21 protein-coding genes are annotated in these 22733 nt (G+C 64.7%); 10 read left to right on the top strand and 11 right to left on the bottom strand.

Annotation, left to right across the window (positions count from 1 at the left end):
• Nucleotides 1–166: 166 nt before the first annotated feature.
• Together LJ737_RS07850 and LJ737_RS07845 are read right to left on the bottom strand one after the other, a co-directional pair.
• A complete protein-coding gene (locus tag LJ737_RS07850) occupies nt 167–1000 on the bottom strand; it encodes a phage tail-like protein (protein WP_227764399.1) in 834 nt (277 codons plus the stop codon).
• 222 nt (nt 1001–1222) lie between these two features.
• The gene (locus tag LJ737_RS07845; protein ID WP_227764396.1) at nt 1223–3163 is read right to left on the bottom strand and encodes a DNA topoisomerase IV subunit B; all 1941 of its coding nucleotides are present in this window, start codon (nt 3161–3163) and stop codon (nt 1223–1225) included.
• A gap of 210 nt (nt 3164–3373) precedes the next feature.
• On the opposite strand from LJ737_RS07845, the gene LJ737_RS07840 reads away from it, so the two are divergent.
• The 4 genes from LJ737_RS07840 (at nt 3374) to LJ737_RS07825 (ending at nt 8050) form a co-directional block, all read left to right on the top strand.
• The gene (locus LJ737_RS07840) at nt 3374–4558 is read left to right on the top strand and encodes an AI-2E family transporter (RefSeq protein WP_227764395.1); all 1185 of its coding nucleotides are present in this window, start codon (nt 3374–3376) and stop codon (nt 4556–4558) included.
• A gap of 131 nt (nt 4559–4689) precedes the next feature.
• Nucleotides 4690–5163 carry a ferritin-like domain-containing protein gene (locus tag LJ737_RS07835; protein WP_227764393.1) on the top strand — a complete coding sequence of 158 codons (474 nt, stop codon included), beginning with the start codon at nt 4690–4692 and terminating at the stop codon, nt 5161–5163.
• Nucleotides 5164–5653: 490 nt separating this feature from the next.
• Nucleotides 5654–7132 carry an exonuclease domain-containing protein gene (locus LJ737_RS07830; protein ID WP_227764391.1) on the top strand — a complete coding sequence of 493 codons (1479 nt, stop codon included), beginning with the start codon at nt 5654–5656 and terminating at the stop codon, nt 7130–7132.
• 156 nt (nt 7133–7288) lie between these two features.
• A complete protein-coding gene (locus LJ737_RS07825) occupies nt 7289–8050 on the top strand; it encodes an MbnP family protein (protein ID WP_227764389.1) in 762 nt (253 codons plus the stop codon).
• Nucleotides 8051–8187: 137 nt separating this feature from the next.
• Here LJ737_RS07825 and LJ737_RS07820 read toward each other — a convergent pair whose 3' ends face one another.
• Nucleotides 8188–9786 carry a hypothetical protein gene (locus tag LJ737_RS07820; RefSeq protein WP_227764387.1) on the bottom strand — a complete coding sequence of 533 codons (1599 nt, stop codon included), beginning with the start codon at nt 9784–9786 and terminating at the stop codon, nt 8188–8190.
• Between the two features lie 166 nt (nt 9787–9952).
• On the opposite strand from LJ737_RS07820, the gene LJ737_RS07815 reads away from it, so the two are divergent.
• Nucleotides 9953–11539: a hypothetical protein gene (locus tag LJ737_RS07815; protein WP_227764386.1), complete on the top strand. Its 1587-nt coding sequence runs from the start codon at nt 9953–9955 to the stop codon at nt 11537–11539.
• A 269-nt stretch (nt 11540–11808) separates the two neighbouring features.
• Here LJ737_RS07815 and LJ737_RS07810 read toward each other — a convergent pair whose 3' ends face one another.
• Nucleotides 11809–12930: a DNA topoisomerase IB gene (locus tag LJ737_RS07810; RefSeq protein ID WP_227764385.1), complete on the bottom strand. Its 1122-nt coding sequence runs from the start codon at nt 12928–12930 to the stop codon at nt 11809–11811.
• A gap of 284 nt (nt 12931–13214) precedes the next feature.
• Between LJ737_RS07810 and LJ737_RS07805 the strand changes: the two genes are divergently transcribed.
• Nucleotides 13215–14039 carry a M48 family metalloprotease gene (locus LJ737_RS07805; protein WP_227764383.1) on the top strand — a complete coding sequence of 275 codons (825 nt, stop codon included), beginning with the start codon at nt 13215–13217 and terminating at the stop codon, nt 14037–14039.
• A 50-nt stretch (nt 14040–14089) separates the two neighbouring features.
• On the opposite strand, the gene LJ737_RS07800 is transcribed toward LJ737_RS07805, so the two are convergent.
• Complete coding sequence (locus LJ737_RS07800; RefSeq protein ID WP_227764381.1) at nt 14090–14635, bottom strand: hypothetical protein; 546 nt, start codon at nt 14633–14635, stop codon at nt 14090–14092.
• 90 nt (nt 14636–14725) lie between these two features.
• Between LJ737_RS07800 and LJ737_RS07795 the strand changes: the two genes are divergently transcribed.
• Nucleotides 14726–15883: an App1 family protein phosphatidate phosphatase gene (locus LJ737_RS07795; protein WP_227764380.1), complete on the top strand. Its 1158-nt coding sequence runs from the start codon at nt 14726–14728 to the stop codon at nt 15881–15883.
• A gap of 110 nt (nt 15884–15993) precedes the next feature.
• Here LJ737_RS07795 and LJ737_RS07790 read toward each other — a convergent pair whose 3' ends face one another.
• The 5 genes from LJ737_RS07790 to mtgA all read right to left on the bottom strand — a co-directional run bounded on the left by LJ737_RS07790 (nt 15994) and on the right by mtgA (nt 18797).
• Complete coding sequence (locus tag LJ737_RS07790) at nt 15994–16743, bottom strand: SDR family NAD(P)-dependent oxidoreductase (protein WP_227764378.1); 750 nt, start codon at nt 16741–16743, stop codon at nt 15994–15996.
• A gap of 118 nt (nt 16744–16861) precedes the next feature.
• Complete coding sequence (locus tag LJ737_RS07785) at nt 16862–17191, bottom strand: Crp/Fnr family transcriptional regulator (RefSeq protein ID WP_227764376.1); 330 nt, start codon at nt 17189–17191, stop codon at nt 16862–16864.
• Nucleotides 17178–17432 carry a cyclic nucleotide-binding domain-containing protein gene (locus LJ737_RS07780; RefSeq protein WP_227764374.1) on the bottom strand — a complete coding sequence of 85 codons (255 nt, stop codon included), beginning with the start codon at nt 17430–17432 and terminating at the stop codon, nt 17178–17180. Before LJ737_RS07780 ends, LJ737_RS07785 begins: the two co-directional genes overlap by 14 nt.
• Nucleotides 17433–17573: 141 nt before the next feature.
• A complete protein-coding gene (locus tag LJ737_RS07775; RefSeq protein ID WP_227764371.1) occupies nt 17574–18047 on the bottom strand; it encodes a YybH family protein in 474 nt (157 codons plus the stop codon).
• A 3-nt stretch (nt 18048–18050) separates the two neighbouring features.
• The gene (mtgA, locus tag LJ737_RS07770) at nt 18051–18797 is read right to left on the bottom strand and encodes a monofunctional biosynthetic peptidoglycan transglycosylase (protein WP_227764370.1); all 747 of its coding nucleotides are present in this window, start codon (nt 18795–18797) and stop codon (nt 18051–18053) included.
• Nucleotides 18798–19098: 301 nt separating this feature from the next.
• On the opposite strand from mtgA, the gene LJ737_RS07765 reads away from it, so the two are divergent.
• From LJ737_RS07765 to LJ737_RS07755, 3 genes are all read left to right on the top strand, one after another.
• Nucleotides 19099–19704 (top strand): 2,3-bisphosphoglycerate-dependent phosphoglycerate mutase, encoded by a 606-nt coding sequence (locus LJ737_RS07765; RefSeq protein WP_227764368.1) that lies wholly within the window; start codon nt 19099–19101, stop codon nt 19702–19704.
• A gap of 177 nt (nt 19705–19881) precedes the next feature.
• The gene (locus LJ737_RS07760) at nt 19882–20514 is read left to right on the top strand and encodes an LON peptidase substrate-binding domain-containing protein (protein WP_227764367.1); all 633 of its coding nucleotides are present in this window, start codon (nt 19882–19884) and stop codon (nt 20512–20514) included.
• A gap of 101 nt (nt 20515–20615) precedes the next feature.
• Complete coding sequence (locus LJ737_RS07755) at nt 20616–21854, top strand: metallophosphoesterase (RefSeq protein WP_227764364.1); 1239 nt, start codon at nt 20616–20618, stop codon at nt 21852–21854.
• On the opposite strand, the gene LJ737_RS07750 is transcribed toward LJ737_RS07755, so the two are convergent.
• The gene (locus LJ737_RS07750) at nt 21817–22719 is read right to left on the bottom strand and encodes a diacylglycerol/lipid kinase family protein (protein ID WP_227764362.1); all 903 of its coding nucleotides are present in this window, start codon (nt 22717–22719) and stop codon (nt 21817–21819) included. The genes LJ737_RS07755 and LJ737_RS07750 overlap by 38 nt on opposite strands.
• Nucleotides 22720–22733: the final 14 nt, after the last annotated feature.

The following is a 22733-nucleotide window of genomic DNA, read 5'->3' as shown; positions in this document are numbered from 1 at the left end:
GCCCCGATGTCGGGCAGTGCAGGTCGGGGCGGCGGAGTTCCCGCCGAAGACGGGCTGCCTCGGCGTCGTGAAAGCGTTGCGAGCCTCCCAACGGCTCGGCTCACCTGCGGTTCGGCCCGGGGCCTCGTGGCCGGGCCAGGAGCAGCCACTCATAGCAGCTAGCGACTTAGTCGACGCGTATCCAACGCACGCTGAAAGAGGCGTCGCTGGTGCGGGTATTGCGCAGGTGAAAGCGCACGACGTTGTTGTTCAGGTGCTCGTAGCTCACGACCACGTACTCGGCTCCGCCGCCGCCCGATTGGTCCAAGCTGATCATAAGAGTAGGCTGATACCCGAGATTGTGCGTCCACTCGAAACTTGCTATCGATGTTCCCGGCAAGGTTATCAACCCCGAATTCATGGTCTGCTGGCGGATGGAGCCGTTCACGTCCAACGTGCGTTGCGGACTGTCGGTGCCGATGCCCACGTTGCCGGAATCATCGATGCGCATTCGCTCCCGCCAGCCGCCGGAGGTGCCCGTGAGAAAGCGGTGGGTGCCCGCCAAGCCGTTGGAGGGGCCAGCGTAATAATTCAGCAGCCAGCCCGAGGCGTGCTCGAGCTTGGAGCCGCTGGCGCCGTAAGCCTGGGTAAACAGGATTTTGTCGGCGTCGTTGTTGCTGTATTTCAGCGCCTGGGTGGCGGTGTGGTTGCCCAGGTTGTCGCCGGCCGGATTGGGGTTAAGGTAGGTCCAGGTGCCGCCGGTGTAGTACCAGAACCCCGGCTGGCTGCCGTCGGTCTGGTACACCAACAGGCCGGCCGCTGGGCTGCTAATACCGGTGCGTTGCGACGCCGTCATGCGCGGAATCAACAAGCCTTTGTTATCCGACTGCACTTCCAGCGCGGCCGACGCGTGGGGCGTGTTGGTGCCCACCCCAACCGATTGGGCGCGGGCGGCAAGCAGCGGCGCTGCGCACAGACCACTGATAAGGCAAACTTGGAGGAGGCGTGAAGCATGGTTCATAGCAACGTGCAGGTTGGGATTGATGGGCGCAGAGATGCCCAAAAGTATCTGCAGCGCCGCACCGCTGCAACGGGCAGTCGGATGCTCGTTCCAATAGAGGCAGCACACCCGCTCAGAGTGCATTACAACGGACTTACCGTGCACCTTCACACACCATCAACAAGCAAAGTAGCCCCCGCGCCGCCACGGCACGAGGGCTACCAATGCATTCCAACCTAGCGCTTAGGCCAGTGCCTCGGCTTCCACCGCTTCGCTCAGCGGCAACGTGTCGGAGGTCACCAGGTCCTTCTCGATGCGCAGGTGGTCGATGATGAATTCCTGACGGGCGGGCGTGTTTTTACCCATGTAGTAGGTCAGCAGCTTCTGGATGGAGCGGTCCGACTGCAGAATGACCGGCTCCAGGCGGATGTTGTCGCCGATGAACTTGCCGAACTCGTCGGGGCTGATTTCGCCCAGGCCCTTGAAGCGGGTGATTTCCGGGTTGCGGCCCAGCTTGCGGATGGCGGCCTGCTTTTCGCGCTCGTCGTAGCAGTAAATCGTTTGCTTCTTGTTGCGCACCCGGAACAGGGGCGTTTCCAGGATGTAAACGTGGCCGTTGCGCACCAAATCGGGGAAGAACTGCAGGAAGAAGGTGAGCAGCAAGAGGCGAATGTGCATGCCGTCCACGTCGGCGTCGGTGGCAATGACCACGCGGTTGTAGCGCAGGCCTTCGATGCCTTCCTCGATGTTCAACGCGTGCTGCAGCAGGTTCAGCTCCTCGTTTTCGTAGACGATTTTCTTTTTCATCCCGAAGCAGTTCAGCGGCTTGCCGCGCAGGCTGAACACGGCCTCCAACTCCACGTTGCGGCTCTTGGTGATGGAGCCCGAGGCGGAGTCGCCCTCGGTGATGAACAGGGTGGTCAGCGCTTCCTTGTCCGGGGTTTTGCCCTCGTCGAAGTGGAAGCGGCAGTCGCGCAGCTTGCGGTTGTGCAGGCTGGCTTTTTTGGCGCGCTGGTTGGCCAGCTTCTTCACGCCGGCCATGTCCTTCCGCTCCCGCTCGCTCTGCTCGATGCGGCGCTTCAGGGCTTCTGCCGTTTCGGGGTTCTTGTGCAGGTAGTTGTCGAGGTGCTCCTTCACGAAGTCCACCACGAAGTTGCGCACGGTCACGGCGCCCTCCGGCTCCATCGTAATCGAGCCCAGCTTGGTCTTGGTCTGCGACTCGAACACCGGCTCCTGCACCCGGATGGCAATGGCGCCCACGATGCTGGCCCGGATATCGGTGGCGTCGTAGTCCTTCTTGTAGAACTCGCGCAGGGTCTTCACAATGCCCTCGCGGTACGCGGCCAGGTGCGTACCGCCCTGGGTGGTGTACTGCCCGTTGACGAAGGAGTAGTACTCCTCGCCGTAGTCGTTGCCGTGGGTCAGGGCCATTTCAATGTCGTTGCCCTTCAGGTGAATTACCGGGTAACGAATGGCGTCCGGGTCGGTTTTGCGCTCCAGCAGGTCGCGCAGGCCGTTTTCGGAGTGGTACTTCTGCCCGTTGAAGTTGATGGTCAGCCCCGCGTTCAGGTAGGCGTAGTTCCAGAACTGGCTTTCCAGGAAGTCCGGGATGAAGCGGTAGTTGCGGAAGATGGTCGGGTCCGGCTCGAACGACATCATCGTGCCGTTGCGCTGCGAGGTCTTGATGGGCTTCGGGTCGCTGATGAGCTTGCCGCCCTGAAACTCGGCCGATTTCATCATCCCGTCGCGCACGCTCTGCACCACGAAGTTGGTGCTCAGCGCATTCACGGCCTTGGTACCCACGCCGTTGAGGCCTACCGACTTCTGGAAGACCTTGGAGTCGTACTTGCCGCCGGTGTTGATCTTGCTCACCACGTCGACCACCTTGCCCAGCGGAATGCCGCGGCCGTAGTCACGCACGGTCACGCGCTGCTCGGTGATTTTGACTTCGATGGTGCGGCCGTAGCCCATCATGTGCTCGTCGATGGAGTTGTCGATGACCTCCTTGACGAGGATGTAGATACCGTCGTCGGGCGACGAACCGTCGCCCAGCTTGCCGATGTACATGCCCGGGCGCAGGCGGATGTGCTCCCGCCAGTCCAACGAACGGATGGAATCCTCGTTGTAGCCGTGGTCGACGGGGGCGCTTGGCGCGCTTTCGAGAGGCAGTTGCTGCTCAGCCATTGGGTAATATCCTTCAGTACGTTTAAGCGGTAAAATAACGCAGAAAAGGCAGGGTTTCCACCTTGGCCGCGCCGGGCCCGCTTGCTATTCGCATTGGCAAATCGAGCCGTTTCCTAACCGCCGCTGCTCGGAGTAGGTTCACCCAAATTTCCGAAAAAGCCTGCAAAACCCCACGCTTTGACCGCACCTTTCTCCCAACAATTTTAGCAAATGCTTCCTCCTCCCAACAATTTTAACCGGCCGCAGCACCCGCACCAAGCGCCCGAAATCAAGCAGGCGCCGGTGATTTACTACACGTTTGTGCTTATCGGACTCACACTGCTGGTGTTCGTGCTCCACAAGCTCGACGAAATTCTGCTGCCCATTGCGTTTTCGGCCGTGTTTACCCTGCTGCTGCTGCCCATCTGCCGCTGGCTGGAAGCGCACAAGGTGCCGCGGGTGCTGGCCATCGTCATCTGCCTGCTGCTGGTGCTGCTCATCTTCGCGGGCATCATCATCGGGTTCGGCTCGCAGCTGACGCAGTTTCGGGACGAGATTCCCAAGCTGCAGGCCAAGATGATGGAAATTTTCAACCAAGCCCAGGCCTGGGCCCACGACCGGTTCGGCTACGACCCGATGAGCATCGACGAAGTGAAGGAGTCGACGATGAAGAGCATCAAGAAATCGGGCACCACCTACCTGGGCACCACGCTGAACACTACCACCGACGTGCTCAGCAACCTCGCGCAGGTGCTCATCTACATCTTCTGCTTTCTGTATTACCGCGACCATCTGCGGCAGTTCATGTTCCGCTTCGTGGCCCCCGACAAGCGCACCATGGTGCTCAACACCGTTGACAGCATTCAGACGGTGGTGCAGGCCTACATTTCGGGGCTGCTCAAGGTTATCGTCATCGTGAGCATTCTAAACGCCATCGGCCTGCTGGCCTTGGGCGTCAAGTTCGCGGTGTTCTTCGCCATTTTCGCCTCGGTGCTGGCCGTCATTCCCTACATCGGCATCATGATCGGGGCCACCATACCGGCCATTATTACCCTGGTTGAGACCGGCTCCCCACTGCAGGCGCTGGCCGTTATCGGCGTGTTTGTGGTGGTGCAGTTTCTGGAGGGCAATTTCATCACGCCCATGATTACCGGCTCGCAGGTGAGCATCAACCCGCTGGCGGCCATTTTGGCGCTGATTCTGGGCGGGGCGCTGTGGGGCACGCCGGGCATGATCCTGAGCATTCCGCTCACGGCCATTCTGAAGGTGGTGTTCGATGCTTACAAACCCCTGGAACCCTTCGGCTTCCTGCTCGGCGACGTGGCCGACGGGGAGGACAACGTGACGAGCAAAAAGCAAGCGGAGGCGGAAATTCGGCCGTGGTACCGGCGCCTCTGGCACATGCTCGGCAAGTAAGCCCGCCAAAGTTTTCGGGCTGCGGGCGTAACCCCGCGGCCCGGCCGGAAGTATAAGCCCTCAGAAACCGCAAGCGCACTGTCTCTTTCGCCGCGCTTCGGATCTGCACCCACACCCACTACGACACAACCATGGCATCTATTAATTCTGATTCGGCCCGGGCCTTCAACGACCTGGTGGAAATCAACAAGACCGGAGCCAAAGGCTACCAAGAGGCAGCCGAAGGCGTTTCGAATCCGCAACTGAAATCGGAACTGAGCCGCCTGAGCCAGCAACGCGCCCAGTTTGCCGCCGAACTCGAGCAGCAAGCCCGCCAAGCCGGCATTGATGTAACGAACGACAACACGGTGGAAGGCGTGGTGGCCGATGCCGCCGCCGCCGTACACCGCGGCTGGATCAACTTGAAATCGGCCATTACCGGCCAAAGCGACGCCGCCATTCTCGGCGAGTGCGAAACCGGTGACCAAGTGGCCCTGCAAGCCTATGAATCGGCGCTGAAGGCCCAGAGCATTCCGGCTCAGGTGTCTTCCATCATCCAGAAGCAACACGGCGAAATCCTGGCCGCTAAAAACCAGGTGACGCAGTGGAAAGCATCCAACCGCTAGGGTTAACCTGGCTGTTGAGAGAAGGGACGGTCCGTCGAAAGGCGGGCCGTTCTTTTGTTTTCGGGCCTAGCATGTTGTTAGACCTGTTGGAAAAGCCGGTTCGTCCTGCAGGAACTGCGCGGCGGCAAAAACGGCCACACTGATAGTCCTTGCGAGCAACGCGCGGCAATCTTTTCTCACGCGGCACGACGCTACCACTAGCAGAAACCGAAATGTTCCCAGAACAAAACGGCCCCACCGGGACCTGCAGAAGCGGGGTTTCGGGCGGGGCCGTTTTCGGTTGATAGGTATTGTATCGTTGGTGCTGCTGGAGGAAGCTTTGCCGCGCTTCGCTCGCAAGGACTACTAATGTTGCCGTGTGCAGATACTGCCAACAGCAACCGATGCACCGCCGCGCAAACGGCTCCTCCCCTGCTAAAAACCAAAGCGGCACCTTTTCGCTTGCTAAATTTGTTATCAGCCGTCACTGGACGCTTTAGCTGCTGCCGATTTGTACGCCATCATCGACCTTGAAACCACCGGGGGCCAGCCCACGCAGGACCGCATCACCGAAATTGCCATCTACATCCACGACGGCGACAAGGTGGTGGATTCATACGCAACCCTGCTCAATCCCGGCCGGCCCATTCCTTTTTATATCCAGCAGCTCACCGGCATTACCGATGAGATGGTGAAGGAGGCGCCGCGCTTTCACGAGGTGGCCAAGAAGGTGGTGCAGATGACCGAGGGCTGCGTGTTCGTGGCCCACAACGTGCGCTTCGACTACTCCTTTCTGAAAAAGGAATTCGCCGACCTGGGCTACACCTACTCGCGCAAGACGCTGTGCACCGTGCGCCTGAGCCGCTCCCTGATTCCGGGGCAGCCGAGCTACTCGCTGGGCAAGCTTTGCGCCAACATCGGCATTCCGCTCAACAACCGCCACCGCGCCGCCGGCGACGCCGAAGCCACCGCCATTCTGTTCGACCGCCTGCTCAAAATCAGCCAGCAGGCCGACGCGCCCGGCTACGAGCAGGCCAATTCGACAGCCAAGCTGATGGCCGTGGACGCCGCCGCGCCGATGGGGCAGCGGCCCGCCAAGCAGCCCTCGGCCCGCAAAATTGCCGCCGTGCAGCAGGCCATCAAAACCGCCCTGCTGCCCCCGCTGATTACGCCCGAAAAAGTGGCCTCGCTGCCGCAGGAAGCCGGCGTGTACTACTTCCACGACGAGCACGGCGAGGTAATTTACGTGGGCAAGAGCATCAACATCTACAAGCGGATTCAGCAGCACTTCGCAGTGGACTACAAGTCGCGCAAGTCGCTGGACTTCAAGAATTCCATTGCCGACATCACCTGGGAACTGACGGGCTCGGAGCTGGTGGCGCTGCTGCACGAGTCCTCGGAAATCAAGCGCCTGAAGCCGCACTACAACCGGGCCCAGCGCCGCTCGGTGTTTCCGGCGGGCATCTACATGCGCGTCGACGAAAATGGCTACAAGCGCCTCTACTACGGCCGCGCCGACGCCAACAACCAGGAAATACCCATCATTGCGCTGGGCAACCAATTCAAGGCCAAGGGCTTTCTGTACCACAAGGTGGCCAAGTACAACCTCTGCCAAAAGCTCTGCGACCTGTATAAAACCACCTCTTCCTGCTTCGACTACCAAGTGCACCGCTGCAAGGGCGCTTGCATCGGGCTGGAGCCGGTGGACGACTACAACCGGCGCGTGGACGAGGCCATCGAAAGCATCACCTACGAGCACCAGTCCTTCGTCATCATCGGCGAGGGGCGCCGGGCGGGCGAGCGGTCGGTGGTGGTGGTGGAGCACGGGCGCTACCTAGGCTTCGGCTACATCGACGAAACGTTCACGGCGCGGCGCCTGGAGGCGTTCAAGGACGTCATCAAGGCGCAGGTCGACAACAAGGATGTGCAACAGATCATCCGGCAGTACATGCGCACCAAGCACAAGGACAAGGTGAAAGTATTTGCCTGAGCCAAGTGGTGAAATGGGCAAAAGCGAAGTTGTGAACGGAGGCCAATCATTCGCAACTTCGCTTTTGCCCATTTCACTCTTACCCAAGGCAACCCTGGCGCCGAGGATTTGCGAGTGGGGTAGTGTTCCGGCAACTCTCAACCCGCCGCCTTGCGTATGAAATCCATCCTCTACCCTGCCCTCGCCGGCCTGTTGTTACTGGCCGCCTGCGAAAACAAGCACGTCACGCCCCAGCAAGAAACCGGCGAGCTAGAAATGCACGTGGAAAACGTGGTGGGCAGCAGCACGCTGGCGTACAACACGGCGTACACGACCGCGGCCGGCGACGATTTTAAGGTCACGGAGTTTCGCTACTACCTCACCAACGTGCAACTGGTGCGCGCCGACGGCTCGGTGTGGGCCGAACCGGAAAGCTACTACCTCATCGACCAGGCCCAAGCCGACTCCCAGCACCTGACCATCAAAGATGTGCCCGCGGGCGACTACACCGCCCTGCGCATTACCATCGGGGTGGACGCGCCGCGCAACACGGCCGGGGCGCAAACCGGGGCCCTCGACCCGGCCCACCAGATGATCTGGAACTGGACAACGGGCTACATTTTCCTGCGCCTCAACGGCAGCTCCAGCAAGGCGCCCGGCAACGGCGGGTTGTTCTTCGATATTGCCGGCTTCGAGGACCCCTATAATAACATTCGCACGCTCACCTTGCCGCTGCCGGCGGGCACCACGGCACTGCACATCAAGGAGGGGGCCTCCCCCGAAATGCACCTCAAAGCCAACGTGCTGAAGCTGTTCGACGGCCCCCAGCCGGTGCGGTTCGCCCAGATGAGCTCGGCCTCGGGCGACGCGCCGTCGGCGCAGCTCGCGGATAACCTGGCCGCCGGCATGTTTCGCATCGACCACATCCACGGCAACTAAGTCCGCGCCCGGGCTACGGGTTTCCGGCGCCTGCGGCAGCCGACCGCGTTGCAACCAAGGTTTCGTTACCAGCTGTCCGCGGGTCCACCCGAAGCCCGACTTCATCGTCGGGCGCTTCGGGTGGCCCCGCGGACTTGTCAGTACAGGCGGTGCCGCAGCAACCAGCCGGCGCCGTCGTACTCGTTGGCTTTGGGCTGGTAGGCTTCGGTCTCGACTTGGTCTTTGCCGACTTTCAGCAGGTTACCGTCGCCGGAATCGTAGATGGTGACGCGCGTTTTGAGGGCGCGCGGTGGCACTTGGAGCTGCTGCACCACGTCTTGGCCCTGGCCGTCGTAAATGTGGATGCGCAGGCGCCGGTCGGGCTGGCCCACGAGCTGAAATTCGTCGTTGCCGCCGAGACCGTAGAGGCTGACGGTGCCGGTCTGGCGCGCGTCGAAGAGGCGCTGGCCGATGAGGCGGCCGTTGCGGCCGTCGGGGCGCAGGGCGTACACCCGCACCCAGGCCTGCCAGGGGCCGGCAGCTTCCACCACGAACCGCTCGGGCTCGTCGGTGCCGGGTATTTCGACCTCCCGGGCCAGCTGGCGGTAAAACTCCTCGGCCACCCGCGGCAGCTGCTCGCGGCGGCTCTGCAGCTTCTGCTGAAATTCCTCGCCCGACAGCGCGTACACTTCCTTGGGCCACACCTGCAGGGCATCGGCAATGACCTTATCGGTGAGGGCAAGGCGCAGCGAATCGGCTACCTGGTGAAAATCCTGCTCCGAGAGATACACCAGCAGGGACTTGTCCATGGGCCGGGCGGCGCGGTTCAGGCCCTCCACGTCGTGCAGCTTGATGTCGCGCGAGAAGGTTTGGTAATTGGTTTTGACGAAGCTGACCAGTCGCGTGATGACGCCGTCGTCGAACTTGAAAAAGGCGTGGTCCCGGTCGCGCGGAATGGCCCGGAGCACGGTGGTGCTGTCGGGGCCCGGAAAGGCGGCCCAGCGCCACTGATCTTCGCGCCGGCTCCAGTCGCCCAGCCACATATCAAAGAGGCGGCTGCGCAGGTAGTGGCGGGCGTCGACGTGCACCCGCGGCGAGGCCACCAGTTGGGTAAACGCGTGCTTAGAGCTGACCACCTGGGCCGAGGCGCCGAAGCTGCGCACCATGCGCTGGTCGCCCTCGGGCCGCTCCTCGAACAGGTACAGCGCGTTGGCAAAAGCGGCCCGGTACTCGCCCAAGGCGGGGTCATCGGGCAGGTAGTACAGGCGTGGGTTGGTGTGGTACACGCCGGCCGCCCGGGCCAGCGGCGGCACGATGTAGGCGCCGTAGGGGTGAATGACGCTGGTCTGGTCCTTCATCAGCCGCCCGATCCAGCCGTTGCGCATGTCTTCGGGCAGGGCGGCGGTGGCATCTTTGTCGACGGAGCGCAGCACGTACTGGCGGCCGTCGGGGGCCACCAAGCGCAGGTTGTGGGTTTGAAAGCTGCCGCCCTCTTTCACGGGCTTGAGTCCGCCGGGCACGGCCGTGCGCAGGTTGAATACCGGCGCCGTGACGGGCGTGGCCCACTCCCGCCGGTAGTGAAAGCCCCACATGAGCTGGTGCAGCCAGCCGCGGCGGTACTGCGGGCCGGCGGCCACGTGCACGATGGAATCGGCGGAAATGGCGGGCGGGGCGGCGGCCGTTTGGGCACGGGCCGAAGCAGCCGGCAGCCCCAGGGCCAGCAGCAACAGACGGGAAGTGGGTAGCAAGGTCAGCAAAGCGGCAACGGTAGTGGGGCCAGCGGCGGCCCCGACCCGAAAAGCTGCCTCTTATACCGCAGCGCCGCCGGGGCGGTTGCCCACGCCGGATAAGTTCGACCATTTCCGGCACGGCTGCGTAAGGACACCTGAATTCTATGCCAGACCTCTGCTCCCCTCCGACCGCATGACGCGCTGTGTTTCCGGCGCTGCGCTCCTGCTCGGCCTGCTTTCGGCCGGCTGCGCCCGCCAGCGCTTCTTTCAGCCCGACGCCCGCATTCCGGACGCGGCGGCCCAAGCCGCCGTGGGCCCCGACAGCGCCCGCGTGACGGCCGGCCGCCACTACCGTCGTGGCTGGCCGGGACGGTTGCTCTTCGGCCAGCACTACCGCGCCACCTGGGCCCAGCCCGTCACCCTGCCCGTACTCGATTTGCGCCGCGCCGCGCCCGGCGGCCTGCAGCCCGGCAAAATGGGCGGCGGCTTTCAGACCACCAGCATGACGCTCAACGGCCCCGACGGACGCACCTACGCCCTGCGCAGCCTCGACAAAGACCCCTACAAAACCCTGCCCAAGGTGCTGCGCCACACCTTCGTCCTCAACGTGGTGCGCGACGCCACCTCGGCCGGCACGCCCTACGGCGCCTTCGTGGTGCCGCCCTTGGCCCAAGCCGCCGGCGTGCTGCACACCAAGCCCCGCCCCTTCTACATTCGCAACGACGAAACCGGGCTGGACAAGGCCTCGGAGCGGTTTCGGGGCAAAGTGGTGCTGCTGGAGGAAAAGTACGAAAGCAAGGACAACCTCAACGCCGGGTTTGGGCCCGGGGCCGAGGACCTGATGGAAAGCGACGACGCGCTGGAAGCCATTTACCGCGACGGGCGCCACCGCTTCGACCAGCCCGCCTTTTTGCGCGCGCGCCTGCTCGACCTCTGGCTGGGCGACTGGGACCGGCACGAGGGCCAGTGGGATTGGGTGGCCGTGCAGCAGGAGGCCCGCACGCTCTACCGCCCCATTCCCATCGACCGGGACCAGGTCTTCTTCCGCTTCGACGACGGGGTCATTTCCTGGCTGGTGAGCAAGGCCGTGCGCAAGTTTCGCACGTTTGGGCCCGCGTACCAGAGCATCGGCGGCTACACCCGCAACGCGCACTTTATCGACTCGCGGGCTCTGAACGAGCTGACGCGCCCGCAGTACCTGGACGCCGCCGCCTCGCTGCAGCAGGCCCTCACCGACGAGGTCATCGAGCGGGCGGCGCGCCGGCTGCCGCCGGAGGTGTACCGGCTGGAAGGGCCGCGCCTGGTGGCGGCGCTCAAAGCCCGCCGGGCCACGCTGCCGGCCGCCGCCGCCGAATTCTACCGCCGGCACGCCGAGGAAGTGGTGGTGCCGGGCACCGACGAGCCGGAACGCTTCGTGGTGGAGCGGCAAAGCGACTCACTGACCGTGGTGTCGGTCTTCAGCCGCGACAAAGCCGAAACCCTGCTCTACCGCCGCGCCTTCCACCCCGCCGAAACCAAGCGGGTGCTCTTGCACGGGCTCGGCGGCAAAGACGAATTCGTGCTCCGCGGGCAGGTGCGCCGCTCCCCGCGCATCGACATCTACGGCGGCCCCGGCGAGGACTCCGTGGCCGACAGCTCCCGCGTGGCCGGGCTACGCCGCAAAACGCGCTTCTACGACACCAAGCGCAACAACGAAGTGGAGCCCGCGCCCGAGCTGAAAATCAAAACCGAAAGCGGCGTGGCCACCCACGCCTTCGACCGGGACGGCTCGGGCCGGTGATGGGTAGCCGCGCAAACCAGCACGTCGTCCTGAGCATGTCGCATATCAAGCGAGGACAAAGGACCTTCCTCTGGCCCCGTACCAACGAATCAGCGCAGCCACCAACGCTCAATCGTCCGGGCGAGGTGGCTGCGCTTTTCAGGTAGTGTATGTGCTTAATTAAGCGTCTGCGCTTCGGCGGCAATGGCGGTGCGCGGTGTGAGGCAGGTCCTTCGCTGCACTCAGGATGACGATTCCCTCAGCGGTTTGAAACGCACGCGCTCTACCGTCTAAACGGTCGAGAGCATGTCCAAGACCAGGTGCTCGGTGGGGCTGAGTTGGTCGTTGTCGGCCGGGTCGGCGTCGTGGCGGCGCAGGTAGTCGATGAGCTTGTCGGACTGAAACAGCTCCACCACCTGCGGGTGAATGTAATATTTGCTGCACACCGTGGGCGTGTTGCCGAGGTCTTTGGCCACGTCTTTGACGGCCTTCTTGATGACCTTGTCCTTGGGCAACTCGGGCTCGGCCTGCAGCACCTGCTCCAGGCACTGCACCATGCGCACGGTGCCGCCCCAGGTGCGGAAGTCCTTGGCCGACAGCGGCAGGCCGGTCACCTCGCGCAGGTAATCGTTCACGTCGCCCGACTCCAGCTCCTGGCGCTGCCCGTCGGCGTTGTAATACTGAAAGAGGTGCTGGCCGGGAATTTCCTTGCATTTCTGCACCAAGCGGGCCAGTTTCCGGTCGTGCAGGGTCACGTCGTGGGCCACGCCCTTCTTGCCCACGAAGGCAAAGCGCACGTCGGCCCCATCGACCTGCACGTGCCGGTCGCGCAGGGTTGTCAGGCCGTAGCTCTTGTTTTTCTTGGCGTACTCGCGGTTGCCGACGCGGATAAACGACTGGTCCATCAACGTCAGCACCAGGGCCACCACTTTCGGCTTGTCGAGGCCGGGGCGCTTGAGGTCCTGCTGCAGGCGCTGGCGCAGCTCGGCCAGCTGTTCGCCGAAGGCGCGCAGGCGGCTGAACTTGGTCAGCGAGCGGGCCTGGTCCCAGAGCGGGTGGTAGATGTACTGCTTGCGGCCCTTGGCGTCGCGGCCCGTCACTTGCAAATGGGCGTTGGCCGACGGGGCAATCCACACGTCCGTCCAGGCCGGCGGAATCACGAAGCTGTGGATGCGGGCCAGCGTTTTTTCGTCGGTGATTTCCGCGCCTTTGCTATCCACGTAGCGAAAATGGGCGTTGCGGCCGAGCTGGCGCGCGTAGCCCGGTTTGGTGTCGGGGAAGTAGCGCAGGCCGGCTAGCTCGGCCTGGCGGGCGGGGTCTTTGTAGAGCTCGTGCGCGTCGGCGTCGACGGGCACCAGCTTCTTTTTGCGGACTTTGAGGCGCGGGGTGGTGGCGCCGGTGGCGGTAGGCATGGGTCGGAAATGCTGAGGGGCCCGGAGCCGGGCTTAGCCGTGTACGCAAGGGCCGCCGTGGCGGCTGCCCCGCAGGCCGCCGTGGGCCAGCAGCGCGCCAACGACCAAAAAATTATCGGTCTGAAAACGACGCCGGAAACGGCTGAGCTAGGCCCGGAATATGCCTGCAGGGCCCAACCGGACGTTACTTGCGTGCGTATCGGGCCCCAAGCGGGTTTGGCACCGTTTTTTCTTTGGGCCGCTCAGCCGCCCGTTTTCACCCCCGACCTTTCTACTCAACACGCATGTTTCAACGCATTTTTTCCCGCTTTGGCCTGCTGGCCGCGCTGGCGCTGCCGCTGGGTTTCGCCGCTTCTTCCTGCACCGACAAAGAAGGCAACCCGCTTCTCTTCAGCCTCGAAGACGACATTGCCCTGGGCGACCAGGTAGCCGCCGAAACCGACTCCACCTACCGTGCCCAGGGCAAGCTGCTGGAGCGCAGCACCCACGCCCGCGCCTACCAGCTGCTCGACGGCGTGGTCAACCGCGTGCTCAACTCCTCGGACATCCAGCACCGCAATGATTTCGCCTGGGACGTGAAAATCATCAAGGAAGACTCGACGCAAAACGCGTTTGCGACGCCCGGCGGGCACATATACGTGTTTACCGGCCTGATCAAGTACCTGGACGACGAAAGCCAGCTGGCCGGCGTGCTGGGCCACGAAATTGCCCACGCCGACCGCCGCCACACCTCGCGCCAGCTGCAAAACCAGTACGGCATTCAGCTGCTGCTGAGCGTGGCGCTGGGCAACAGCGAGAGCACCGCTTCGCAGATTGCCTCGGGCCTGGCCGGGTTGGGCACCCTGAAGTTTAGCCGCGACTTCGAAAACGAAGCCGACCAGTACTCGGTCATCTACCTGAACGGCCCGGGCTACTATGCCTGCGACGGCGCGGCCGGCTTCTTTATCAAGGCCCAAAGCCAGGGTCAGGCCAGCCCGCCCGAGTTCCTGAGCACCCACCCCAACCCGGACAACCGCATCCAGGCCATTCAAACCAAAGCCACCGAGCTGAACTGCCGCAACCGCACGGTGAACAGCAGCGGCCTGCGCGAGCTGCAAGGGCTGCTGTAAGCGGCACTTCGTCCTGATGATAAGGCCAGCTGCCCGCCGGGCGGCTGGCCTTATTGTTTGCGCTGGATGGTAACGGTGTTGCTGGCGGGCACTGCGAGCAGGCCGCCCCGCGGGCTGGGCGCCACCTGCACCGGTGCCACGCGCAACTGGTAGGCGCCCACGGTGCGGTTGAAATACCGGCCGCAGGGCTGCACCGACGCCAAGGCGCGCCGCGGAAACAGGTAGTTGAAATCGACGCGCAGATACGTCACGCGCTCCGCGCCAGGTTCCAAAGGCACCAGTTTGCGCGTTGCCGGGGCCGCGGCCTGGCACGGCCCGCAAAACTGCATGGAGTCGCGCTCGGGCGAGAGGGCCAGCAGCACAAACGCCCCGCCCTCCGCGCAAACCAGGTTGACGGAATCCGGCTGCTGCACCACCCAGACGCGCCTGGGGCCCGGGTTGCGCAGGCTCGTGCGCAGCCACACGATGTTGAATACCGTGTCGGCGGAGGGCTGAATCTGCAGGCTCACAGGCGGAGCGGCCCTGGGGGTGCTGGTGGGCCGTGGGGCGCACGCGCCCAGCAGCAGCACCGGAATACAAAGTAGGCGTCGAAGCATGGCAACGGGGAAAGGCGGGGAAATTACCCAACGGTTCCGGCCTTGGCCCCGTTGTGTACTTTCGCACCTTCCCTCTTCCAATCTTCGCATATGTCCCTCTTCGACCGTCTCAGCGGCCTGGCCGAAAACGCCGACGACCTGCTGCGCCGCGCCCGCACCCGCCTGGGCCTGCTGCACCAGGTGCAGGTGTTGCCCTACCGCAGCTACGGCACCCCCGACCGCCTTTACGTGAAGGGCCGCGTGCTCACCGACAAAGGCATCGGCGAGCCGGACCCCTCCGATTCGCGCTGGCACAACCTGCTGAACATGTACCGCCGCTTTGATTCGCAGGAAATGCCCGGCGCCCAGCTCGTCATCCGCCCCGGCGACGGCACCGAGCACCCCGTGGTAACCGACGAGGAAGGCTACTTCACCCTCAACATCGAGCCCCGGCAGCTGAGCCCGGCGGTGGATTTCCTCTGGCACCCGGTGGAGGTGGAGCTGGTGCACGCGCCCGCCCCGTTGCCCGCCACCCGCAGCGTGCACGCCCCCGTGCTGGTGCCCCCCGCCGACGCGGAGTACGGCATCATCTCTGACCTCGACGACACGGTCATTCAAACCGCCGCCACCGATTTGCTGCGCATGGCCCGCACGGTGCTGCTGCGAAACGCCCGCTCGCGCCTGCCCTTCAAGGGCGTAGCCGAGTTCTACCGGCAGCTGCAGCTGGGCCGCAACGGCAAGCGCAACAACCCGTTTTTCTACGTCAGCAGCTCGCCCTGGAACCTCTACGACCTGCTCGAAGACTTCCTGGCGCTCAACGACATTCCGCCCGGCCCGCTGCTGCTGCGCGACATGGCCCTGAAGCGCAAAAGCTCGGGCGACGCCTCCGCCCACCACGGCCACAAACTCAAGGAAATCGACAACCTGCTGCTCACCTACCCCAAGCTGCCCTTCGTGCTCATCGGCGACTCGGGCCAGGAAGACGCCAACATCTACCGCGAAGTGGTGCGCCGCCACCCCGGCCGGGTGCTGGCCATCTACATCCGCGACGTGAACCTGCCCGAGCGCACCGTGATGGTGCAGCGCGTGGCCGAGGAGCTGCGCCAGGACAAGGTGGAAATGCTGCTCGTAAAAGACACGGTGCACGCCGCTGAGCACGCCGCCGCCACCGGCTTGGTGTTCGTGGAAGCCGTGCCCGCCGTCGAAGCCGAGAAGCAGAAGGACGAAGCCACGCCCGAAGACCCGGGCGACGTGGCCGCTGGCAAATAACAGCACCCGGGCCGCTTTCTAGGCGTGCGCAACGGAAAAAGCGCCCCGGCGCAGGACTACAAGTTCTTGCCGCCGGGGCGCCTGCTTTACTAGGTCTTAACCCGCCGCGCCTACCACGGCAGTGGCCCCTGCGGGCCCGAAAACGTGCCGGTCGGAGCGTCTTGGTCCAGGGCCATCCGGATGGGGGCCTGCGCGCCTTGTTCGACGGATTCGGTACCCGCGAAATTGTTGAGGGCGGTGGCCGTGAAGCCGGGGCTCACGGCATTGACCTTGATGCCGCTGCCTTCCAGCTCGATGGCAAAGGCCAACGTCACCGCGTTCAGGGCCGTCTTGGAGGCGGGATACCCGACGCTGAACCCCTGGCGGTACGGGAAGGCCGGATCCGCGTTCAGCGTGAGCGAGCCGACGCCGCTGGAGACGTTGACGATGCGCGCCGCCGGCGCCTCGCGCAGCAGCGGCAGCAGCGCCTGCGTGACGGCAATGACGCCGAATACGTTGGTTTCGAACACGGCGCGCACTTCGTCCAGCGGGGCCACGCTGGGCCGGCCCGCTTGCAGGATTTCCTCGAACGGCGTACCCGGCGCCTGCGTGTTGGAAATGGCCGCGTTGTTCACCAGCAAGTCGAGACGGCCGAACTGCTCCCGAATCCGCGCCGCGGCGGCGCGGATGGAGGCCGGATCGGTCACGTCGAGCTGCAGGGCCTGCGCATTGGCGCCGATGCTCCAGGCTGCGGCCTCGCCCTTGGCCAGGTTGCGGGCCCCGACGAGCACCGTGTAGTCGTGCGCAGCCAGGGCCTTGGCCAGCTCCAGGCCGATGCCCTGGTTTGCCCCGGTGACCAGGGCGACAAGTTGCTTGTGCATACCTAACGTCTGTTGCAGCGGTTCGCGCAAAACGGCCCGCCCGGTGATGATGCAAATAGTTGCAGCACAAAAGTCCGGCACTGCACGAAGGTTTTTTTTGCCAAATGGCAAAAACTGCCTACCGGACGTTTTTGCGGATGCGGCTGAGCGAGGACTGAGTAATGCCCAGGTACGACGCCAGGTAAGTCAGCGGCACGCGGTTGGCCAGCTGCGGGTACGTTTCCATAAACGCCAGGTAACGGGCCGTGGCATCCTGGGCCCGCATCGGCATGACCCGCGCCAGCTTTTGGCTGAGCATCTGCTCCACCATTCGGTGCACGATGGCGTCCCAGCCCGGCACGACCGACGCCAGGTTTCGCCAGTCGTGGTGGGAAAACACCAGAAGCCGGCAATCGGTAACGGCCTGCACGTGGTAGGGCGAAGCGGCGTTGGTCTCAAGCCCGCGCACGTCCCAGAAGCAGGCGGTGTTCGTCGAGAAAGTAGTGGGTAATTTCCTCGCCCTGGTCGGTGCAGTAGCAAACCCGCAATATCCCGTTCAGGACAAACCCAACCCGCCGGGCCACCACCCCTGCCTCCAGAAAGTTCTCCCCTTTTCGCAGCTCAACGCTGGTGGCCCGGTGCGCCAGCAGGCTTTGTTGCTGCGGGCTGAGGCTGCCAAACTGCGCTACGTACGCCAGAAACTCATTCATCGCCGGAAGATATCAGGTCGGCCACCTCAGATTTTGGGGCGGCCCGCCCAAGACACGCTCAGCCCCGGCGCGGCCGGGCTACTGCCACCCGCGCCCGTCAGGCCACCGTGGGTTCGTCGCGCGGCGCAGAGCCAGCGGGCACTAGCTGGAGTGGTCCGCCACAATCACCCACTTGCCGTCGAGTTTGCGAAAGAGCAGGGTGAACCAGCCCTGCAGGTCGCCCTTCTGCGGGCGGGCCAAGTGCCAGTGGCCGACCACGTGCGCCGCGTCGGCCGCGATCGGGCTGATGCGCAGCTGGCTGAAGTCGAGCTGGCCCATGGCGGCGGCACCGGGGTAGCTGCGGCGGTAGTTGTCGAGGGTGCGCTGCCAGCCGTGTTGCGGGCCGTTTTTGCCGATGAACAGCAGCGAGTCGCTCTGCCAGTAGCCCTGCATGTACCCGGCTAGGTCGCCGCGGTTCCAGGCGGCGGCCTGCGTGCTCAGCACCTGCCGAATCTGTTGCGCATCGGCCGCGGCAAACGCGGCAGGTGCGGCAGTTTCAGCTTGCGGCTGGGCACCATCGGAGCAGGCGGCGAGTCCGCAGACGGCCAACGCCAGGAAGTAGAGCTGTGGACGCATGGCTTAGTCGAGAATTTCGCCGATAAACTTGGTGCCGCCGAGCCGGCGCATGTTGCGCAGCACCCGCTGCTGCTTGGTGCGGGCCTGCGGGCCCGGGTGGCCGGCCTGAAACTTCAGCGGATTGGGCAGCACAGCCGCCAGCAGCGCGGCCTGGCTGGGCGTGAGGCGCTTGGCCGAGCGGCCAAAGTGCTTTTGCGCGGCGGCTTCGGCCCCGAACACGCAGTCACCCATTTCGGCAATGTTCAGGTACACTTCCAGGATGCGCTCCTTGCCCCACAGCAGCTCGATGAGCACGGTGAAGTAGGCCTCGGCGGCCTTGCGGACGTAGCTGCGGCCCTGCCACAGAAATACGTTTTTGGCCACTTGCTGCGAGATGGTGCTGCCCCCGCGGATGCCGCCGTTTTTCTCGCCGAAGTTGTGCTTGGCCGCCTTGATGATGGCGTCGGTATCGAAGCCGTGGTGCATGAGAAAGCGCTGGTCCTCGGCCGCCACCAGCGCCAGCGGCAGCTGCGGCGACACCTCGTCGAGCGTCACGAAGCGGTAGTGAATCTTGCGCGAGGCGTCTTCGGGCAGCAGGCCGCCGTAGTTGGCCTCTGGGCGGCGGCTGCGGCGCTCCAGCATCAGCCAAGTCGCCGGCGGCGACACCCAGCGGTACACCAGCACCCAGGCCACGGTCACCAGAAACAGGGAAGCCAACACTTGCAGCGCCACGCGCCGCGCCAGCCGCAGCTGGCTCGCAAACTCTGCCATGCGCAGGAATAATTGGGGCACACCGGCAGCCCTGGGGCGGGCCGCCGGGGGCGAAATTACGACTCCCCGCCGCCGAATCACGCCTGGTGCGGGCGGAATGGCCGGTCGAACCCGCTTTTTTTGCCGGGCGGCCCGCGGGCCGCTCCTTCCCGGCCGCCGCTCCGCCGGCTTCTGGGCCGCGACGGCCGTTCCAAACTTTCCTTGCCACTCCGAATTAAGTAGCGGAAGTTAGCCCTTCACCCAACCTCCACGCGGGGCGGCGTGCTTGCAGCTCCACTGTTTCCCTCCGGGTCCTCTGCTCATGGCACAACTTGTTCTGGTCCGCCACGGCCAATCGGAAGCCAACCTGGCGGGCGTGTTCACCGGCTGGCTCGATGTACCCCTCACGCCCCAGGGCGAGGCCGAAGCCCGCGAAGCCGGCCAGCGCCTGCACAACTTCCACTTCGACGCGGCTTACTGCTCCACCTTAGTCCGCTCGCGCCGCACCATGGAGCTCATCCTGAGCGAGCTGCACGAGGACAACATTCCCGTGTATGCCGCCGATGCCCTGCGCGAGCGGATGTACGGCGCGCTGCAGGGCCTTAACAAGGCGGAAACCATTGCCCGCTACGGGCTGGAGCAGGTCACGCGCTGGCGCCGCGGCTACGAGGACGCCCCGCCCGAAGGCGAAACCCTGCACCACACCCTTGACCGGGTGGTGGCCTATTACAACGAAGTGCTGGCCCCGGCGCTACGGGCGGGGCAAAGCCTGCTGGTGGTGTCGCACGGCAACACGCTGCGGGCCCTGCGCATGCAGCTGGAAGGCCTGACCGTGGCCCAGGTTGAGGCCCTGGAAATTCCGACCGGCGGCATCCGCGTCTACGAGCTGACCCGGGAGCTGGCCATCGGCTCCATGACGGATTTGTAGGTGTCCAGCGCATAAAAAGAGTTACCGGCTTGCTAAGCCCGGTATAAGTCTAGTGTGGGCGCAGCAAAAGTTCTATTTTGCCTGACTGCACGGGCGTCTCTGCGCCGCGGGGCACCGGCCGGTGCCCCGCGGCCGAGCGGCTAGTTCGTCTTGGCGGGCCGTGCCTTTTCCAGCCCTATGCGCCTTCTTCCGCTGTTTCCGCTCAACCTCGTCGTCTTTCCCGGCGAGAAGCTCAACCTGCACATCTTCGAGCCGCGCTACCGCCAGCTCGTGGCCGACTGCCTGGACTCGGGCCAGACCTTCGGCATTCCGCCCTTCCTCGACGAACAGGTGCAGCCCATCGGCACCGAAATGCGCCTGCTCAAAGTGGAGCGTAGCTACCCCGGCGGCGAATCCGACATCCGGACGCAGGCCATTGGCCGCTTCCGCGTCGTGGACATGCTGCGCGAATTGCCCACCAAGCTGTACGCGGCCGGTCAGGTGGAAGACCTACCCGACAACTCCCTGGAAGACCCCGGCCTCAAGGCGCGCATCAGCCAGCAAGTGGAGCAGCTCTACGGCGCGCTGGGCCTGCAGAAACTGTTCATCGAGCTGGCCCCCGACTACCGCACGTTCGACATTGCGCATCACCTGGGCTTTTCGACCGAGCAGGAGTACGAGCTGCTGAAGTTGCCCACCGAGGCCGAGCGGCAGCAATATGTGCTGCACCACTTGGCCCACATTCTGCCCGTGGTGCTGGAAACCGAGCGGCTCAAGGAGCGGGTGCGTCAGAACGGCCACTTCAAAAATCTTACGCCGCCTAACTTTTAGCCGCGTTACAGCTACGGCCTCGCTCCGCTGTTGCTCGGCCCGGCGCCGGCTTCGGCCGCCCCGGCGTTATCGCCGCCGCCCGCCGCCCGTACAGGTAGCTTGTGACCCACCTCCTGTTCTGGCTGCTTGCCGCGGCCGCCGTTTCGCTTGTTTGCTGGCTGCTCTACCGCTTTGCCCTGGAGCGGCGCCACCGCCGCCGCCCGTTTGTGGCGGCGGCCGCCCGTCATTGGCCCACCCTCGCGCCCCCGACCGAGGCCCCCCGGCACCGCGTCTGCCTCGTCGGCGACCTGGGCGCCGTGGCCACCGACGGCCACGACCCGGTGCTGAATCTGCTGCGCCGCTGGCTGCAGGAAGCCGGCGCCAAGGGCACCGTGGTCCTGCTCGGCGACAACGTGTACCCCGTGGGCTTGCCGCCGGTGGGCCATCCGCTGCGGCAGCAGGCCGAGCGCCGCCTCGACGTGCAGCTGAATCTGTTGCGGGAGTTTGCGGGCCAAGTCATTTACCTGAGCGGCAACCACGACTGGAACAAGGGCCGGCCCGACGGCTACGCCTACCTGCAAGCCCAGGAAGCCTACGTGCGCCAGCACCTGCCCGGGGCCCTGTACCTGCCCGAAAACGGATGCCCCGGCCCGGTAGCGCTGCCCTTGGCCGAAGGCTTGGTCTTGCTGGTGCTCAACACCCAGTGGTGGGTGCAGCGCGGCCCCCGCCCGCTGGGCCGCGCCCACGGCTGCAGCGCCGACGACGCCCGCCAGCCCTTCGCGCAGTTGCGGCAGTTGCTCGGGCAGTACCCCGGCCAGCAGGTGCTGGTAGCCGGCCACCACCCGCTGTACTCCAACGCCATGCACGGCGGCAAATTCACCGTCAAGCAGCACGTGTTTCCGCTCACGGCGGCCCACAAGCGAGCTTACCTGCCCCTTCCGGTGCTCGGGTCGTTGTTTCCGGCATACCGCCGCCTGCTCGGGGCCGCCGAAGACATGGCCCACCCCCGCTACCGCCGCATGCGCCGCCGCCTGCTGCAGGTGCTGCGCGAGTTTCCGGGCACAGTGTACGCCGCTGGCCACGACCACAACCTGCAGTATTTCCTGCGCCGCGGCGTGCACTACCTCGTCAGCGGCTCGGGCAGCAAGACGGCCTACGTGGCCGCCGGCGGCAAAGCCACATTCACGCACGAGCACAAGGGCTTTTTCAGCCTCGATTACTACGCCGACGGGCAACTCTGGCTGCACACCTGGGAGCCGGCCGACGCGCAAGGCACGCCGACGCCGGTTTCGTTTCGCTGGCCGCTGGCGGCCGTGCCCGCCGCTACGCCGGCACCAGCACCCGCAGGTTCTGCGGATTGATCGTGACGGCTACCGGCGTGGGCAAGTGCAGCGGCTCCCCGTCGACCTGCACGCGCACCTGCGCCTCGCCCGGCACCTCGATGCTTGCCTGGTGGCATTGCAGCCGCCGAGTGTAGGCCGACTCGTCGAAGCCGTCGGTGTAAAGCTGGTACAGAATACCGGGCGCGGCCGTGGCCGGAAACGGCTCGATGACGCAGACCTCGAACCGGCCGTCGTCCATGCGGCTGGCGGGGTTGATGACCACGTTGCTGCCGAACGTGCGGGCGTTGGCCACCGTCAGCATGAAAGCTTCGCCCTCCCAGGTTTCAGTATCGGTGACGACGCGGTACAGACAGGGCTGGTAGCGCATGTATTCCTGCAGGGCAATGCGCACGTAGGCGCCCGGCCCGCGGGTGCCGCCCTCGGCAAAGCGTTCCACAATCAGGGCGTTGAAGCCCAGGTCGGCCAGGTGCGCGGTGAAGTGCCCGCCCACCGTCAGCGTATCGACGCGCACCACTTGGTGCTGCCAGATTAGCTCCAGGGCCGCTTCGGCGTCCTGCGGAATGCCCAGGTCCTTGGATAGGCCGTTGCCCGAGCCCAGCGGCACGATGCCCAAGGGCAGCGCGGTGCCGCTCAGGGCCTGGGCCACCAAGTTGACGGTGCCGTCGCCGCCGGCGGCAAACACGGCGTCCGGGGTATCTTGCGCTAAGTGGAGCCGGAGTTTGGCGAGGTCGTCGTCGCCGCTGGTTTCGTAGATGCGCGCGGTGCGGCCGCGCTCGGCGCACACGGTCTGAATGCGTTGTTGCACGCTGGCCTTGTCGATGTCGCCCGAAATCGGGTTCATCACAAACAGCAACCGGCGCAAAATGGGCGGGGTATCGGGCATAGAAAGCAAAGGCG

Source organism: Hymenobacter sp. 15J16-1T3B, assembly GCF_020711235.1.
Lineage (GTDB): Bacteria > Bacteroidota > Bacteroidia > Cytophagales > Hymenobacteraceae > Solirubrum.
The sequence above is the reverse complement of the archived record's forward strand: the minus strand, read 5'-3'. Positions and strand labels throughout refer to the sequence as shown.